At 61.0% G+C, this 16,112-nt stretch carries 19 protein-coding genes; 14 read left to right on the top strand and 5 right to left on the bottom strand.

Going from position 1 to position 16,112, the window contains the following annotated elements; all coding sequences use genetic code 11:
* Positions 1–249 precede the first annotated feature (249 nt).
* On the top strand, positions 250–1,119 hold the full coding sequence (locus AWM79_RS01270; protein ID WP_060781963.1) for a DMT family transporter: 870 nt from the start codon (positions 250–252) through the stop codon (positions 1,117–1,119).
* 130 nt (positions 1,120–1,249) lie between these two features.
* On the opposite strand, the gene trxA is transcribed toward AWM79_RS01270, so the two are convergent.
* Positions 1,250–2,122, bottom strand: a complete 873-nt coding sequence (gene trxA / locus AWM79_RS01275) for a thioredoxin (protein ID WP_060781964.1) — start codon at positions 2,120–2,122, stop codon at positions 1,250–1,252.
* A 107-nt stretch (positions 2,123–2,229) separates the two neighbouring features.
* A complete protein-coding gene (locus AWM79_RS01280) occupies positions 2,230–2,685 on the bottom strand; it encodes a YbaY family lipoprotein (protein WP_017129920.1) in 456 nt (151 codons plus the stop codon).
* Between the two features lie 139 nt (positions 2,686–2,824).
* Here AWM79_RS01280 and nrdR point away from each other — a divergent pair, with 139 nt between their 5' ends.
* From nrdR to AWM79_RS01335, 11 genes are all read left to right on the top strand, one after another.
* A complete protein-coding gene (nrdR, locus tag AWM79_RS01285) occupies positions 2,825–3,289 on the top strand; it encodes a transcriptional regulator NrdR (RefSeq protein WP_017129921.1) in 465 nt (154 codons plus the stop codon).
* Positions 3,286–4,425: a bifunctional diaminohydroxyphosphoribosylaminopyrimidine deaminase/5-amino-6-(5-phosphoribosylamino)uracil reductase RibD gene (gene ribD / locus AWM79_RS01290; RefSeq protein ID WP_060781965.1), complete on the top strand. Its 1,140-nt coding sequence runs from the start codon at positions 3,286–3,288 to the stop codon at positions 4,423–4,425. The genes nrdR and ribD overlap by 4 nt, the downstream gene beginning before the upstream one ends.
* A 46-nt stretch (positions 4,426–4,471) precedes the next feature.
* On the top strand, positions 4,472–5,134 hold the full coding sequence (locus AWM79_RS01295) for a riboflavin synthase (RefSeq protein ID WP_017129923.1): 663 nt from the start codon (positions 4,472–4,474) through the stop codon (positions 5,132–5,134).
* 18 nt (positions 5,135–5,152) lie between these two features.
* The gene (gene ribBA / locus AWM79_RS01300) at positions 5,153–6,244 is read left to right on the top strand and encodes a bifunctional 3,4-dihydroxy-2-butanone-4-phosphate synthase/GTP cyclohydrolase II (RefSeq protein ID WP_017129924.1); all 1,092 of its coding nucleotides are present in this window, start codon (positions 5,153–5,155) and stop codon (positions 6,242–6,244) included.
* A 93-nt stretch (positions 6,245–6,337) separates the two neighbouring features.
* On the top strand, positions 6,338–6,814 hold the full coding sequence (ribH, locus tag AWM79_RS01305; RefSeq protein ID WP_017123284.1) for a 6,7-dimethyl-8-ribityllumazine synthase: 477 nt from the start codon (positions 6,338–6,340) through the stop codon (positions 6,812–6,814).
* Positions 6,811–7,311 (top strand): transcription antitermination factor NusB, encoded by a 501-nt coding sequence (gene nusB, locus AWM79_RS01310; RefSeq protein ID WP_017129925.1) that lies wholly within the window; start codon positions 6,811–6,813, stop codon positions 7,309–7,311. The genes ribH and nusB overlap by 4 nt, the downstream gene beginning before the upstream one ends.
* A gap of 18 nt (positions 7,312–7,329) precedes the next feature.
* Positions 7,330–8,295, top strand: coding sequence for a thiamine-phosphate kinase (thiL, locus tag AWM79_RS01315; RefSeq protein WP_017129926.1), 966 nt, complete (start codon positions 7,330–7,332; stop codon positions 8,293–8,295).
* On the top strand, positions 8,292–8,795 hold the full coding sequence (locus tag AWM79_RS01320; protein WP_017129927.1) for a phosphatidylglycerophosphatase A family protein: 504 nt from the start codon (positions 8,292–8,294) through the stop codon (positions 8,793–8,795). The genes thiL and AWM79_RS01320 overlap by 4 nt, the downstream gene beginning before the upstream one ends.
* Before the next feature lie 10 nt (positions 8,796–8,805).
* Positions 8,806–9,573 (top strand): substrate-binding periplasmic protein, encoded by a 768-nt coding sequence (locus AWM79_RS01325; RefSeq protein WP_017129928.1) that lies wholly within the window; start codon positions 8,806–8,808, stop codon positions 9,571–9,573.
* A 99-nt stretch (positions 9,574–9,672) separates the two neighbouring features.
* Positions 9,673–10,290: a GTP cyclohydrolase II gene (ribA, locus tag AWM79_RS01330; RefSeq protein ID WP_026012965.1), complete on the top strand. Its 618-nt coding sequence runs from the start codon at positions 9,673–9,675 to the stop codon at positions 10,288–10,290.
* On the top strand, positions 10,287–10,706 hold the full coding sequence (locus tag AWM79_RS01335) for a hypothetical protein (RefSeq protein WP_017129930.1): 420 nt from the start codon (positions 10,287–10,289) through the stop codon (positions 10,704–10,706). Before ribA ends, AWM79_RS01335 begins: the two co-directional genes overlap by 4 nt.
* Positions 10,707–10,847: 141 nt before the next feature.
* Here AWM79_RS01335 and dxs read toward each other — a convergent pair whose 3' ends face one another.
* From dxs to AWM79_RS01350, 3 genes are all read right to left on the bottom strand, one after another.
* Positions 10,848–12,746: a 1-deoxy-D-xylulose-5-phosphate synthase gene (gene dxs / locus AWM79_RS01340; protein WP_060781966.1), complete on the bottom strand. Its 1,899-nt coding sequence runs from the start codon at positions 12,744–12,746 to the stop codon at positions 10,848–10,850.
* 129 nt (positions 12,747–12,875) lie between these two features.
* A complete protein-coding gene (ispA, locus tag AWM79_RS01345) occupies positions 12,876–13,763 on the bottom strand; it encodes a (2E,6E)-farnesyl diphosphate synthase (RefSeq protein ID WP_060781967.1) in 888 nt (295 codons plus the stop codon).
* On the bottom strand, positions 13,760–14,002 hold the full coding sequence (locus AWM79_RS01350; protein ID WP_060781968.1) for an exodeoxyribonuclease VII small subunit: 243 nt from the start codon (positions 14,000–14,002) through the stop codon (positions 13,760–13,762). Before AWM79_RS01350 ends, ispA begins: the two co-directional genes overlap by 4 nt.
* 273 nt (positions 14,003–14,275) lie before the next feature.
* On the opposite strand from AWM79_RS01350, the gene AWM79_RS24785 reads away from it, so the two are divergent.
* The gene (locus AWM79_RS24785) at positions 14,276–14,413 is read left to right on the top strand and encodes a hypothetical protein (RefSeq protein WP_156430068.1); all 138 of its coding nucleotides are present in this window, start codon (positions 14,276–14,278) and stop codon (positions 14,411–14,413) included.
* Between the two features lie 3 nt (positions 14,414–14,416).
* The coding region (locus tag AWM79_RS01355; protein ID WP_082712557.1) for a phospholipase effector Tle1 domain-containing protein at positions 14,417–16,112 on the top strand (1,696 nt) is incomplete at its 3' end.

A 16,112-nucleotide genomic window follows, 5' to 3' on the forward strand; every position in this document is an offset into this window, starting at 1 on the left:
TTGGATTTTTATTATAAAAAAAATTTTAAAGTTAATGTTGATTATTGTGAGAAATTAGCTGGAGCGTTGTAGGAGATTACCTGTGGAGTTATTTTTGCTTTTGTTTTAGCAATATTAACTGTTTCCTTGACGTTCTTGCTTGAATAAGGAGGGAAAGAGGGCGGTTTTCATCTTTTATAGATGTTTGATTTTTGATCTCATATGAATTACTGTTTGGCGCAATAAAAAATAAAATAAAGGATTATTGCTTTGGAGGTATTCGCAGGGTTATTAGCGGCTGTCTTTTGGGGCGGAACGGATTTTTTGGTTGGCATGAACGCGCGAGCGGTTGGGGTCAAACGAGCGGTTCTTTTCGGCCAACTGCTGGGGTTGCTGCTGATGACGATCATTATTCTTGCATTTTCCAATCATTGGGAAAAGATCATCTCTGCCTCCGCAATAGTCGTATTGTTGGGGGGTGTGGCTTCGTTATGCACCGTCATTGGGGCACTTTCGCTTTCCAAGGCCTTCGCCATCGGCAAGACCGCTGTCGTTGCACCACTGGTGACATCTTACGGCGTCTTCACCACAGTGTTGGCCTGGCTGGGTGGCGATGCACTATCAGTCTGGCAGTTTGTTGGCATTCTAACCTGCTTTTTCGGTGTATTGCTCGCCAGTAGCAATGCTAACGGGGCCGGGTTTGAGCGCATGTCGAACAGTAAGTTGTCGGTGGGGTACGCACTGCTGGCGGCAATGCTTTATGGCGCCAGTTTCTGGATCCAAGGCAAGTTCGTATTGCCCTCTTTAGGTCCGGTCAACATGCTCGCACTTGGCTACACGGTAGGTTTCATTTTTCTCTTGCCGGAAGCTATGAAGTTCTTGCGGGATCGTGCAGCGATCAGACTAAAAACATTCGGTACGTTGTGCGGAGCAAGTCTTTTGAATTTGGGCGGGTTTTCCGCTTTTTCCTGGGGCGCTATGAGTGGCTCTGTTTCCATTGTTACTGTAATAAGTACATTGTCGGGTGGTATTGCCGCGATCCTGGGATATTTTTTCTATCGAGAGAGGTTGTCCTTAATTCAAGTCGGTGGAGTCAGTCTTGTATTATTGGGGGCGGTCTTGTTACATGTTTATGGATGATGCTTTTGGCAGGCCTCAAGAGCGGGGCCCCCAGCGGCGACCGACGAACCCCGCCCGCACTCGCGTGGTTCGCGATCGCCTGAGCGTCGGGGCCGTCAGCATCTGTCTGTTCGAGATCGGGTGAAGTGGCTCAGTAAAGTGCCGCGAACAACTTGCGTCGGTAGGTGGTCACCAGCGGATGGTCGTTGCCCAGCAGGTCGAATACTTGCAGCAGGGTCTTGTGGGGTAGGCCTTCGCTGTAGCCGCGATTACGGGTAAACAGTTTGAGCAAGGCATCCAACGCGGCGTCGTACTGTTGGCGGGCCAGTTGCTGGATTGCCAGTTGATAGATGGCCTCGTCGTCCAGTGGATCCTGGGCCAGGCGGGCTTTGAGGTCGGCGGTATCCGGCAGGTCGGCGGCCTGGCGCAGGAAGGTCAACTGGGCCTTGGCACCGGCCAGGGCAGCTTTATGTTCGTCACCCTTGACCGCATCGAGTACGGCCTGCGCTTCGTCCAGTGCACCGCGTTCGGCGAGGCAGCGAGCGTAGAGGATCAATGCCTGAGGGTTACTGTTGTCTTCGTTCAGTAGCGCCACCAGGGTCGCTTCGGCGTCGGCGATCCGGCCTTCCCCGAACAGCGCCTGGGCCTGCTCGAAAGGATCGGCTGCGGCCGGCGCGGGCAGCTGTACATGGGGTTCGAGCATGGTGCGCACCGCCGACTCCGGCTGGGCACCGGCGAAGCCGTCTACCGGCTGGCCGTCCTTGAACAACAGCACGGTCGGCAGGCTGCGGATACCGAAACGGGCGACGATGTCCTGCTCGGCATCACAGTCGACCTTGGCTAGCAGCAGTTCGCCCTGATAGCTTTCGGCGACCTGTTGCAGCATCGGCATCAGGGCCTTGCAGGGCGCACACCATTGCGCCCAGAAATCCACCAGCACTGGCTTGTGGAACGAGTTCTGGATCACCGCCTGGTCGAAGTTCAGAGCGGTGGCGTCGAAGATGTAGGGCGTGTCCTGAGTCATCGGGAATCTCGAAGAGCGGGGGGGATGGTGCAACTATAAGGCCTGGGGCGGGTGGGCCGAAAGCGGCGGTTGAGCCACACAGGCCGCTAGTGGGTCGAGTGCTGGATTCAAGGCGCGCTGACGAATTGCAATTCACCCATGGCCTGAGTGGTCGGCTGGTCCACCGACACCGAAGGCAGGTGCAGGATCAGTTGCCCGGACTGGCTGGCGCGCCCGCGCAGTTCGACGCGACTGTCCGGCGGAAACACCTCCGGATTGAAGCGCAGGCGGAACGGCAGCACCTGGCCGGTGCCGTTGATCTTGCTGCTGGCCAGCAGTTGTTGCGGGCGACCGCGCTCATCGATCACCAGCAGCGCCAGTTCGACCTCGGCATTGGCCGGCACGCCGAGCAGGGTGCCGCTCAGTTCGCGTTGGAAAGCCGGCAGCGGGCCGAGTTCTTCGTAGGGACTTAGCGGTTTTTTTGTCTGAACCTGGTGGGGCGGGGCCGGCTCGGGCTTGGGGGCGCCGCTGCAAGCGACAAGCAGGCCGGCGAGGCTGAGCAAAACAAGCGGTCGTACTGACATCTACAACTCCAACTGAGGCGCAAAGCGGTGGTTCTGATGGAATAACGTTAGTCCGCCGACTGTATACCGCAAACCCTATGGCTTGTCTTGCCACGGGGATGCGCTACCATGACCCTCCCATTTTTTGTTGCCTGCCACCATGCACTGTCCCTTCTGTGGTGCCAACGACACCAAAGTCATCGATTCGCGTCTGGTCGCCGAGGGCGAACAGGTGCGCCGCCGGCGTGAATGCCTGGCCTGCGGTGAGCGTTTCACTACCTTTGAAACCGCCGAACTGGTTTTGCCGCGCCTGATCAAGCAGGACGGCAGTCGCCAACCCTTCGACGAAGAAAAACTGCGCGCCGGTATGCAGCGGGCCTTGGAAAAACGCCCGGTGAGTGTCGAGCGCCTGGAAGCGGCGCTGGCGCATATCAAGCACAAGCTGCGGGCGACCGGCGAGCGCGAGGTCAAGTCGTTGATCGTCGGCGAGCTGGTGATGAGCGAGTTGCAGAAACTCGACGAAGTCGCCTATATCCGCTTTGCTTCGGTCTATCGTCGTTTCCAGGATCTCAACGAGTTCCGTGAAGAGATCGACCGTCTCGCCCGGGAGCCCGTCCATCAATGAGCCTTGCCACCGAACAGGCGATTCTCGATGCCCACTACATGGCCCGGGCCCTGGAGCTGGCCCGTAAGGGGCGCTACTCGACGCACCCTAACCCACGGGTGGGTTGCGTGATTGTGCGCGACGGCGAAGTGGTCGGCGAAGGTTGGCACGTGCGAGCCGGCGAGCCCCATGCCGAAGTCCACGCTTTGCGCGAGGCGGGCGAAAACGCCCGTGGCGCGACGGCATACGTGACGCTGGAGCCGTGCAGTCACTTCGGTCGTACACCGCCGTGCGCCGACGCACTGGTCAAGGCTGGCGTGGGCCGGGTGGTCGCGGCCATGCAGGACCCCAATCCGCAGGTCGCCGGACGTGGTCTCAAGCACCTGGCCGATGCCGGGGTCACGGTGCTCAGCGGCGTGCTCGAAGGCGAGGCGCGGGCGATCAACCAGGGCTTCCTCAAGCGTATGGAACATGGTCTGCCGTGGGTGCGAGTCAAGCTGGCGATGAGCCTGGACGGTCGCACCGCCATGGCCAGTGGTGAAAGCCAGTGGATCACCGGGCCTGCCGCGCGCTCCGCCGTGCAACGACTTCGGGCTCAGGCCAGCGCGGTGCTCACCGGCGCCGATACGGTATTGGCCGATAATGCCCGGCTGACCGTGCGTGCCGCCGAACTGGGGCTGGACCCCGAACTGACGGCCTTGGCCGAGCGTCGGCCGCCGTTGCGGGTACTGATCGACGGGCGCCTGCGGGTGCCGCTCGACGCGGCTTTCTTCCAGGCAGGTCCGGCGCTGGTGGTGACGTGCGCGGCGACCGTCAGCGCCGACTACCAGGCCGCAGGGCACGAGGTCCTGAGCGTGCCGGGCAGCGACGGCCAGGTTGACCTGCCCCAGTTGCTGAGCCAATTGGCAGCCCGTGGCGTCAATGAACTGTTGGTCGAGGCCGGTCCGCGCTTGGCCGGAGCCTTTGCTCGCCAGGGCTTGGTGGACGAATACCAGATATTTGTCGCGGCAAAGTTCCTCGGTTCCCGTGCGCGCCCGCTGCTGGATTGGCCGCTGGAGCAGATGAGCGAGGCCCCGCAGTTGAAGATCACTGAAATGCGCGCGGTGGGCAATGACTGGCGAGTCACCGCAATACCTGACCCGGCATCCGGCGTATAATTCACGCCTTGCGCCCCTGCGCTGGCTCGTTCTCGAGGAGGATTTCATGTTCACCGGCATTATCGAATCCATCGGCAGTATCCGTGCGCTGAGCCCAAAAGGCGGCGATGTGCGGGTCTATGTAGAAACCGGCCAGCTCGACCTGGGCGACGTCAAGCTCGGTGACAGCATCGCGGTCAACGGTGTGTGCCTGACCGCCGTGGAGCTTCCGGGCGACGGTTTCTGGGCTGACGTCAGCCGTGAAACCCTGGACTGCACTGCATTCAACGAATTGAAGGCCGGTAGCCGGGTCAACCTGGAAAAGGCCCTGACCCCAACCAGCCGCCTGGGTGGTCATCTGGTCAGTGGTCATGTCGATGGTGTCGGCGAAGTCGTTGCCCGTGAAGAAAACGCCCGGGCGATCCAGTTCCGCATCCGTGCTCCGAAAGACCTGGCCAAGTACATCGCCCACAAAGGCTCGATCACCGTCGACGGCACCAGCCTGACGGTCAACGCGGTCAATGGCGCCGAGTTCGAGTTGACCATCGTCCCGCATACCCTGGCCGAAACGATCATGGCCGACTATCGTCCTGGACGTCGGGTCAACCTCGAAGTCGATCTGCTGGCCCGTTATCTGGAGCGTCTGTTGCTCGGTAACAAGGCTGCGGAGCCGTCGAGCGGCGGCATCAGCGAAAGTTTCCTGGCCGCCAACGGCTATCTCAAGTCTTGAAAGAAAAGGGGGTGCCGCGTGGGACTCAACACGATTGAAGAACTGGTCGAAGACATCCGCCAGGGCAAGATGGTCATCCTCATGGATGATGAAGATCGCGAGAACGAAGGCGACCTGATCATGGCCGCCGAATGCTGCACGCCTGCACACATCAACTTTATGGCCAAGCACGCCCGTGGCCTGATCTGTATGCCGATGAGCCGCGAGCGTTGCGAATTGCTCAAGCTACCGCTGATGGCGCCGCGCAACGGTTCGGGCTTTGGCACCAAGTTCACCGTGTCGATCGAGGCCAGCGAAGGCGTCACAACCGGCATTTCCGCCGCCGACCGCGCCCGTACCGTGCAAGCGGCGGCCGCCAAGGATGCCAAGGCCGAGGACATCGTCAGCCCTGGCCACATCTTTCCGCTGATGGCCCAGCCGGGCGGCACCCTGGCTCGCGCCGGCCACACCGAAGCTGCCTGCGACCTGGCGCGCATGGCCGGTTTCGAGCCCAGCGGCGTGATCTGCGAAGTGATGAACGACGACGGCACCATGTCCCGTCGCGCCGAACTCGAAACCTTTGCCGCTGAACACCACATCAAGATCGGTACTATCGCCGACTTGATCCACTATCGGATGATCCACGAACGTACCGTTCAGCGGATTGCCGAGCAACCGTTGGACAGCGAGCTGGGCCATTTCACCCTGGTGACCTATCGTGATTCGGTCGAAGGCGATGTGCACTTGGCTCTGACTCTGGGCAATGTCTGCGCCGAAGTCCCGACCCTGGTGCGCGTGCACAACATGGACCCGTTGCGCGACCTGTTGATGGTCAAGCAACCGGGCCGCTGGAGTTTGCGGGCCGCTATGGCCGCCGTGGCCGAGGCGGGTAGTGGCGTGGTGCTGCTGCTTGGACATCCGTTGGATGGCGATGTGCTGCTGGCGCATATCCGTGAAAGCGCCGACTCTGTGCCGACGAAAAACCCCACCACCTATAGCACGGTGGGGGCGGGTTCGCAGATATTGCGTGACCTCGGTGTGCGGCAGATGCGCCTGATGAGTGCGCCGATGAAGTTCAACGCGATATCCGGTTTCGACCTGGAAGTAGTAGAATACGTGCCCTCCGAATAAAAGCCTGGCTGGCGCCGGCTTTTTATTCGCGGTTCAAATATCACTGAGGGGCGCGTACTTTGGCGTGTCCCGGCTCTTTAAGAGATTTGTCGAATGACCCTGAAGACCATCGAAGGTACCTTCATCGCCCCTAAAGGCCGCTATGCCCTGGTGGTCGGCCGCTTCAACAGCTTTGTTGTCGAAAGCCTGGTGAGCGGTGCCGTTGACGCCCTGGTTCGTCACGGTGTGAGCGAAAGCGACATCACCCTCATCCGTGCGCCTGGCGCCTTCGAAATCCCGCTGGTTGCGCAGAAAGTCGCGCAGAAAGGCGATTTCTCGGCAATCATTGCCCTCGGCGCGGTCATTCGTGGTGGCACTCCGCACTTCGAATACGTCGCTGGCGAGTGCACCAAGGGCCTGGCCCAGGTATCCATGGAATTCGGCGTGCCGGTCGCTTTCGGCGTGTTGACCGTTGATTCCATCGAACAAGCCATCGAGCGTTCCGGCACCAAGGCCGGTAACAAAGGTGCCGAGGCTGCCCTGTCCGCCTTGGAAATGGTCAGCCTGCTGTCGCAGCTGGAGGCGGTGTGATTAGCGACGAAAGCGATCGTTTCAACCCGCGCGATCCGAAGCCCGAGGGCCATGGCAAACCATCCAAGAGTGCCAAGCGTCGTGAAGCCCGTCAGCTCGCGACTCAGGCGCTCTACCAATGGCACATGGCCAAGCAGTCGCTGAACGAAATCGAAGCGCAGTTCCGGGTCGATAACGACTTTAGCGACGTCGACGGTGCCTACTTCCGTGACATCCTGCACGGCGTTCCACAGTTCAAGAGCGAGATCGACACCGCGCTCACGCCGTGCCTGGACATCGAGATCGAGGAACTAGACCCGGTCGAACTGGCGGTCCTGCGCCTGTCCACCTGGGAGCTGCTCAAACGCGTCGACGTGCCGTACCGTGTGGTGATCAACGAAGGGATCGAGCTGGCCAAGGTCTATGGTTCCACCGACGGTCACAAGTTCGTCAACGGTGTGCTCGACAAGCTGGCGCCGAACCTGCGTGAAGCTGAAGTGAAGGCCTTCAAGCGCTGATCGGCGCTTGCACTTCCCATGGGCGAGTTCGAACTGATCCGTAACTTCTTTGCCTGCGCGCCCTGTGCGCGGACCGGCGAAGGTGTTGAACTGGGGATCGGCGACGACTGCGCCCTGCTCAGTGTTCCTCCTGGGGAACAGTTGGCGATTTCCACCGATACGCTAGTGGCGGGTGTGCATTTCTCTGACCCCTGCGATCCTTTCCTGCTCGGGCAACGTGCGCTGGCCGTCGCCGCGAGTGACTTGGCCGCGATGGGCGCCACGCCCATCGCCTTTACCCTCGCCCTGACCCTGGCGCACAACGAAGCGAGCTGGCTGCAGGCGTTCGCCCAAGGTTTGAACCAGATGGCGCGGCATTGCAATCTGCGGCTGGTAGGCGGCGATACCACACGCGGGCCCCTGAGCCTGACGCTAACGGTGTTTGGTCGGGTGCCAGCCGGGCAGGCGCTGACCCGTGGCGGTGCCCAGGTCGGCGATCTGCTCTGTGTGGGGGGCGACCTGGGCAATGCTGCTGGCGCTTTGCCGTTAGTGCTGGGCCAGCGGAGCGCCGTCCCGATGATTGCCGAACCGCTGCTGGCCCACTACTGGTCGCCTCGGCCACAGTTCGCCTTGGGCCTGGCGTTGCGTGGAAAGGCGAACTCGGCATTGGATATATCCGATGGCTTGCTGGCCGATTGTGGGCATATCGCGATGGCGTCCGGGGTGCGTTTGCTGATTGAACGGGAAAAGCTGCCATTGTCTGCGGCATTGCTGGCGTTTCTCGGCCAGACTTCAGCCTGGGACGCTGCGCTGAGTGGCGGTGACGATTATGTGCTGGCGTTTACCTTGCCACCCGCCGAATTGCCTGGGTTGTTGCTCGGCCATGCGTCGGTACGGGCGGTCGGGCGAGTGGTCGCCGGGCAGGGCGTGGCGCTGCTGGATGCCGCTGGCCAGGACATTACCCCGCAAGTCCGGGGCTACCAACATTTTCCGGAGACACCGTGACAGATCATCCCCAACAGGTCCCGGCCGAATTCGTGCCGCCCTCGGTATGGCGCAATCCCTGGCATTTCCTCGCCTTCGGTTTCGGTTCCGGCACGTTGCCCAAGGCGCCGGGAACCTGGGGTTCGCTGGTGGCGCTGCCTTTTATCCCGTTATGGCAGATATTGCCGGATTGGGGTTATTGGTTGATGCTCGGCATCACCATGCTGTTCGGCTTCTGGCTGTGCGGTAAGGTGGCTGACGATCTGCGGGTGCATGACCATGAAGGCATCGTCTGGGACGAAATGGTCGGCATGTGGATCACGCTGTGGCTGGTACCGGAAGGCTGGTACTGGCTGCTAGCGGGGTTTGTGATGTTCCGCTTCTTCGATATCCTCAAACCCTGGCCAATCCGCTGGATCGACCGACATGTGCGGGGCGGTGTGGGGATTATGCTGGACGATGTGCTGGCCGGGGTGTTCGCCTGGCTTGCCATGCAGGGATTGGTTCATTTCCTTGCCTGAGGAATTGGGTATGTCTGGCTGTCGGTTGTGGGGACTGTTTTTATCGTTGTGGTTCTGCCCGTTGGTCTGGGCCGCTGAAACACCCGGTTTGCCTGGGCAAATCCGCCTGGTCAGCGAGGTCTGGCTGGACTACACCAATGCCGATGGCAGCGGGTTGGCCTGGGACGTGCTGCGCGAGGTATTCGAGCCGCTGGGTGTCAAGGTCGAGACCCGCAGCGAACCCTACCTCCGTTCGGTCGGCCTGGTGGAGCGCGGTGAAGCGGATGCCTGGGTCGGCTCCTACAGCAAGGAAATCAGTGGCGTTCTGTACCCGCGCTGGAACTTCGATACCGACCATATCTACGCCCTGGGGCTGGCCAGTAACCCTGCGCCCAGTCTGGAGACCCTGGGTGCCTATCGTCTGGCTTGGGTGCGTGGCTACAAGTACCAGAACTATCTGCCTAATGCGCACCACTTCAACGAGATCCGTCGCCGCGATGGTATTCTCTCGATGTTGCGGCACAGCCGCGCCGACTATTACATCGACGCCCTGACCGAGGTTGATTATGTTCTCAGCCAGGCCCCGGACCCTTCGGTGTTTCGCCGTACCCACCTGGTAGAGCTGCCGTTGTACCTGGGCTTTTCCGATAGCGAGCGAGGGCGGGCGCTGCTGGCCCTGTATGACCGACGGATGGATGAATTGGTCAAGGGCGCTCGGTTACGCAAGTTGTTCGAACGCTGGAAACAGCCTTATCCGTTCGAGAGCGGCGCACCCGCCGCGACCGATCAAACTTATTGATAGTTATCATGGATAATTCCACTTAAGCTTCTGTAGGATGCTCCTGCTACACTGCAACCTCCGCGAATCTCCAGTCCTCATACTGATCAGGAGCATATGGTGCCTGTCGTCTTCGTCGCCGCTTCTAAATTGCCCACCCCTTTTGCGACCTTCACCATGAACGGCTTTCTCGAAGAAGCTACTAATCGTGAACATGTCGTGCTGACGCTTGGGGATGTGGCTGATGGTGCACCGGTTCTTGGCCGCGTGCACTCCGAGTGCCTGACTGGCGATGCCTTGTTCAGCCAGCGTTGTGATTGTGGTTCCCAGCTGGAAGCTGCCTTGCAGGCGATTGCCCGCGAGGGGCGCGGGGTGCTGTTGTACCTGCGCCAGGAAGGCCGTGGTATCGGCCTGATGAACAAGATCCGTGCCTATGAGTTGCAAGATGGCGGTGCCGACACGGTGGAGGCCAACGAGCGCCTGGGCTTTGCCGCCGACCTGCGCAATTACGCCATCTGTCTGCCGATGCTTGAGCACCTGGGCATCCAATCCCTGCGTCTGATGACCAACAACCCGCGCAAGGTCAAGGCGCTGACCGATATGGGCATCACTGTCGCCGAGCGGGTGCCGCTGCACACCGGGCACAACCCGCACAACAAACTCTACCTGGCCACCAAGGCCGACAAGCTCGGTCACATGATGGGCAATGAACATCAGAGCGAGGCCGATTCGGCGTGACCCGTGGGCAAGCGAAGCGCCGGCTGGCGATCAGTTGGTACCAGCAACTTGTACTGAGTGTGTTGCCTCTGGTTGTCGCCAACGGGTTGTTCGGTCAGTCGCCGCCGCTTTTGCCGGTGCTGGCGATGCCGTTGTTCATTGCCGGCGTAGCCTCGATGTTTATCAGTCTGCGGTTTTTCGGTGCCTACAAGCGTTCGCTGATCGCGACCCAGGCTGTCCTGGATACCCCCGAAGAGCCGGCAGCCTGGATTGCCCTGGCGAATGTTCGACGCAAGGCGCTGGTGGTGGCGGCGTTGCCTGCCTGGATCGGCGCCCTGGCGGTATTCGTCGGCCTGGAGGCAGTGCCGTTGGTATTACTGGTGGTGTCCACCGTGGTGGTGTTCTACCTCTATCGGATTCCGCGTCAACTCGGCTGACGCATCGCCGGTTGGCGATTTTGCTGCGGGTCGTCGCGATATCGGCGAGCGCCGGGCCATGGGCGGTCAGTGTCGGGGCGGCCCAACGCAATTGCCGCCTGCCAGGAGGCGGTGAGCCGACTCCTACAGGGGAGAGCAATTCTACAGGTCGAGCAGTTGCATTCGTGCGATGACCGACGCTTCGATCCCCGTCACATCCAACCCGCACTCGGCCAGCATCTGCGCCGGCTTCGCGTGTTCGACATAGGCATCCGGAAGCCCCAGGTGCAGGATCGGCTTAAGCAGGTTGTCACGCGCCAGGAACTCGCTGACCGCCGCGCCGGCACCACCCATGATGGTGTTTTCCTCGATGGTCACCAGCAGGTCATGGCGACCAGCCATCTCGCGCACCAGCGCTTCATCCAGCGGCTTGACGAAACGCATGTCGACCACGGTCGCATCGAGCTTTGCGGCGACCACCAGTGCTTCGGCCAATTGCACGCCAAACACCAGCAGGGCGACCTTGTGGCCTTGACGGCGAACCAGGCCCTTGCCGATCTCGATCGGTTCCAGGCCTTTCTCGATGGTCGCGTTGGGGCCGGTGCCGCGTGGATAACGCACGGCTGCGGGGCCGTTGTACAGATGGCCGGTGCTGAGCATCTTGCGCAGTTCATTTTCGTCGCTTGGGGTCATCACCAGCATGCCGGGAATGCAACGCAGGTACGACAGGTCGAAACTGCCAGCGTGGGTCGGACCATCTTCGCCCACCAGGCCGGCCCGGTCGATGGCGAACAGTACGTCGAGGTTCTGCACCGCGACGTCATGCACCAACTGGTCATAACCGCGTTGCAGGAAGGTGGAGTAAATTGCCACCACCGGCTTGGCGCCTTCGCAAGCCATGCCGGCGGCAAAGGTCACCGCGTGCTGCTCGGCAATCGCCACATCGAAGTAGCGCAGCGGGAAACGCTCGCTGAAGGCCACCAGGTCGGAGCCTTCCTTCATGGCGGGGGTAATGCCCACCAGCCGTGAGTCGGCGGCAGCCATGTCGCACAGCCATTCACCGAATACCGCGGAATACTTCGGTCCGCTGGCCTTCTTCGGCGTTGTTGCTGGAGCGTCCAGGGGTTCGAGCTTGGTAATCGCGTGATAGCCAATCGGATCGACTTCCGCCGGGGCGAAGCCCTTGCCCTTCTTGGTGACCACATGCAGGAACTGCGGGCCCTTGAGGTCACGCATATTGCGCAGAGTGGCGATCAGGGTCGGCAAGTCGTGGCCGTCGATGGGGCCGATATAGTTCCAGCCCAGCTCTTCGAACAAGGTGCCGGGGACCAGCATACCTTTGGCATACTCTTCGGTGCGGCGAGCGATTTCCCAGGCACCGGGCAGGCGCGAAAGGACTTTCTTGCTGCCCTCGCGCATGCTCGCGTAGGTGCGGCTGGAAAGAATCTTCGCCAGGTAGTTGGAAAGACCGCCGACATTGCGCGAGATCGACATGTCATTGTCGTTGAGGATCACCAGCATGTTGGCGTCGACTTCCGGCGCGTGGTTCAGCGCCTCGAACGCCATGCCGGCAGTCAGCGCGCCGTCGCCGATCACCGCGATGGCCTTGCGGTCGCTGTTCTGCAGCCGGGCGGCAATCGCCATGCCGAGGGCGGCGCTGATGGAGGTGCTGGAGTGGCCGACGCCAAAGGTGTCGTATTCGCTCTCCGAGCGGCGCGGGAAAGCGGCCAGGCCATCCTTTTGACGCAGGGTACGCATTTGCTCGCGACGACCGGTAAGGATCTTGTGCGGATACGCCTGATGGCCCACGTCCCACACCAGCCGGTCATCCGGGGTGTCGAAAACGTAATGCAACGCGATGGTCAGTTCGATGACGCCGAGACCGGCGCCGAAATGCCCACCGGTCTGGCCGACTGAATAGAGCAATTCCAGGCGCAACTCATTGGCCAGGGTTTCCAGCTCGGCTTCACCTAACCGGCGCAGACCGGCCGGCGTATCGGCGCGGTCCAGCAGGGGCGTGGTCGGGCGCTGGCGGGGAATCTCATGGAACGTCGTGGGCATCAGGCGAATCGTTATAGGTATGAAGACGCGGCAGTTTACCTTATGGCGCGCGTGCTGCCCACGCGCTGTCGCATCGACAGGTCGGATGATGGTCCTTTGAGCGTGCGAAGGACCTGGGACAACACCAGGTCAGCTGCGGCGTTCGACGATATAACAAGCCAGCTCGCGCAGCGGTTCGGCGGCCGCGTCAAACGGCTGCAGGGCGTGCAACGCCTGGTCGCGCAGCTCAAGGGCGTAGGCCTTGGCGTTGTCGAGGCCGAGCAGAGCCGGGTAAGTGGGCTTGTCCCGGGCGATATCGGCGCCCTGGCGCTTGCCGAGGGTCGCGGTATCGCTTTCGACGTCGAGAATATCGTCCTGCACCTGAAACGCCAGGCCGATGGCCTGGGCGTAGGTCCGCAGAGACTTGAGCGCATCTTTCTGCGCATTGCCGCTGGCAAGGGCGCCGAGGATCACACTGGCTTCGATCAGTGCTCCGGTCTTGTGCCGATGCATGTATTCCAGAGCTTTCTGGTCGAGCTTGAGGCCCACCGACCCGAGGTCGATGGCCTGGCCGCCAACCATGCCGGCGGGACCTGCGGCCTGAGCCAGGGTACTGACCATGGTCAGGCGGGTCTCGGCGCTCAGGTCGCCCAGGCGTGGGTCGAGCAGGGCGCTGAAGGCCAGGCTTTGCAGACCGTCGCCAGCGAGGATCGCGCAGGCTTCGTCGAAGGCCTTGTGGGTGGTCGGCTGGCCGCGACGCAGATCGTCATCGTCCATGGCCGGCAAATCGTCGTGGACCAGCGAGTAGGCGTGGATCAGCTCGACCGCGCAGGCTGCGCCGTGGGCCTGTTCCGGCAGGCCGCCGAGGGCTTCGCAGGCAGCATAGGCCAGCAGTGGGCGCACACGCTTGCCGCCATTCATCACGCTGTAGCGCATGGCTTCATAGAGGCGGGCGAGTTCGGCGCTCGGGGCGACGAACAAAGTGTCCAGCGCGGTATTGACCTGTTGCTGGCTGCGCGCCTGGTAGGTTTTGATCATTCTGACTGTTCCGTGTCAAAGGGTTCTTCGGCCAGTTCGCCATCGCGCTCCAGCAGGATCTGCACCTTCTGCTCGGCCTGGGCCAGAGCGCCCTGGCACTCACGCGTCAGGCGGATGCCTTGTTCGAAAGCGCTCAACGAGTCTTCTAACGACAGCTCGCCGTTCTCCAGGCGCTCGACCAGCGTTTGCAGATCGGCAAGGGATTGTTCGAAATCCAGGGAAACTTTTTTGCGGGCCATGGCGGCGATCTCGATAGGCGTTAAACCCTCGCGACACTAGCAGACAGCGGGTTTCGGGGCAAATGCGAGGGGCTGGCTATCGGTTGAATTCGCCCCATACCCCAAAGTCTGTTTCAGACGCGTCCTACTTACTTTTGATGGTCCGGACGCTAGCCTTTGAACGGTCAGCCGCTCTTCTTGCAGTCATTGCCCTGATATTCGCCCGATACAGGCACACAACAAAGTGACGCAGGGACAGTCGCCAAACAAGCCCAAAGGACTAGGAATAACAAGATGAATACCCCTTTGCAGCAACGCCACACCCACCCAGCCTCCCTTGAATTTTTCGGCACGCTGGCCCCGTCAGCTTTTACCGAGCCGCCACTGGCTGGCTTCGAGGAACTCGCTTGCCTGCCATCGATTGAGGGCTGAATCATGGGTCGAGGATGTGTCAACGGCGTGGGACAAGGCTTGCACGGTGATCGGACCACCACTGGCGCGGTGTGTATCAGCAGCCTGTCCAGTGCCACACAAGGGGGGCGAAGCGTCTTGCGGCTCGGCGATAGAACCACCTCTTGTCCGTTATGCGGCAAAGCCGGGGTGATTGTCGAAAGCCTGCCAGCCATGAAATGGATGGGGGTTGCCACCGTATTGGACGGCGCACGAATCCATTGCGGCTGCCCACCGGGGCGCAATCGGTTGATTGCGCCGGTCGAGCGGGCATCCCCCACGAGCGCTGGTGCCAGCCGCTCCCCGATTGTCGCACCGGCTCCTGCGCCAGCACCTACGCCGGCGACAGCCAAGCCTGAAATGCCAGTCCGGGAGCCCATCCTGGAAGAGGAGGAGGAAGAAGAGGAACTGAAACAGAGCGGCATCGTGCTTCATCTGGGCTTGTTCTTCGACGGCACCGGCAACAACCAGGGCAACAGCGCAATCGGTGAAGGCTGTCGGGCCAGTGATCTGGGTATGGATAGGGAGACGGCGGTCACGATTCGCCAAATCTGTACCACCTATGGCTTCGATGCATCTGGAGTGCCTCCCGACAATAGCTATGGCAACGCCAGCAGCAATGTCGCACTTCTGCATAATCTCTATCCGGATCAGGCCGACGTGCAATTACCAAACAGGGCTGAGCAAGCTCATATCAAGGTCTACGTTGAAGGTATCGGCACAAGCAGCGGCCAGAGTGATTCTCTCTACACTCAAGGCAGCGGCCAAGGGGATACCGGCGTGGTGGCCAGGGTCGAACAGGCACCGGCATTGGTCCTGCAGCAGTTACGGCGGTTTCGAGAAAACAACCCTAGCCTGAAGATTCGGCGTCTTGAAGTCGATCTGTTTGGCTTCAGTCGCGGCGCGGCGGCGGCTCGACACTGCGCCAATGATCTGCTCAAAGGAGCCGACAGCCTGCTGGCCCGAGCCTTGCCAGTGGGCTCGCCATTGCTTGGTGCCGACTTTGCCTGGCGTGCCGGGAGCGACGTCATCCTCAATTTTATCGGCCTGTTCGATACCGTGGCCGGCATCGTTGCTCCGCTGAGCAATGATTTCAGTCCGCACAACGCCCTTAATCCTGGCGTGAATCTACGCCTGGCTCCAGGCAGCGCTCGTCAGGTGGTGCAACTGGTGGCCAACGACGAGCATCGTCACAATTTCTCGCTCACCCGTACCGACACTGATTTGTTTGTACCGGGCTGCCACTCCGATGTTGGCGGCGGTTACCTGTCGTTGGCCACGGAAAACCTGTTGCTGAGCAAACCCGACAGCAGCTTCAGTCCGCCCCAGGAACCCAACGAACATAGCGAGGCTTATCGCCGTACCCAACAGCGCCTCGAACGTAGCCAAGACCACTGGCAGCATTACATCCCGCACGAGGGGTTGAGTATTGTCACCTGGGACACGGGGACCGAACACCAGCGCCGCGATACCCCAGCACAAAAGCGTGTTTATGCGGCCATCGCGGGTGAGCGTCAGGTGCGCGGCGAACTCTCCTTGGTGTACCTGCGGATCATGCGTGCGCTGGGCGTGCGCGCTGGGGTGGCGTTTGATCCCGTTCCAGATACACCAGCCCTTGCCTTGCCTACCGAACTCCAGCCCATCGCCGCCAAGTTGCAAGCCTATGCCTTACATGAGCCCT

Source organism: Pseudomonas agarici (genome assembly GCF_001543125.1).
In the GTDB taxonomy this organism is placed as follows: domain Bacteria; phylum Pseudomonadota; class Gammaproteobacteria; order Pseudomonadales; family Pseudomonadaceae; genus Aquipseudomonas; species Aquipseudomonas agarici.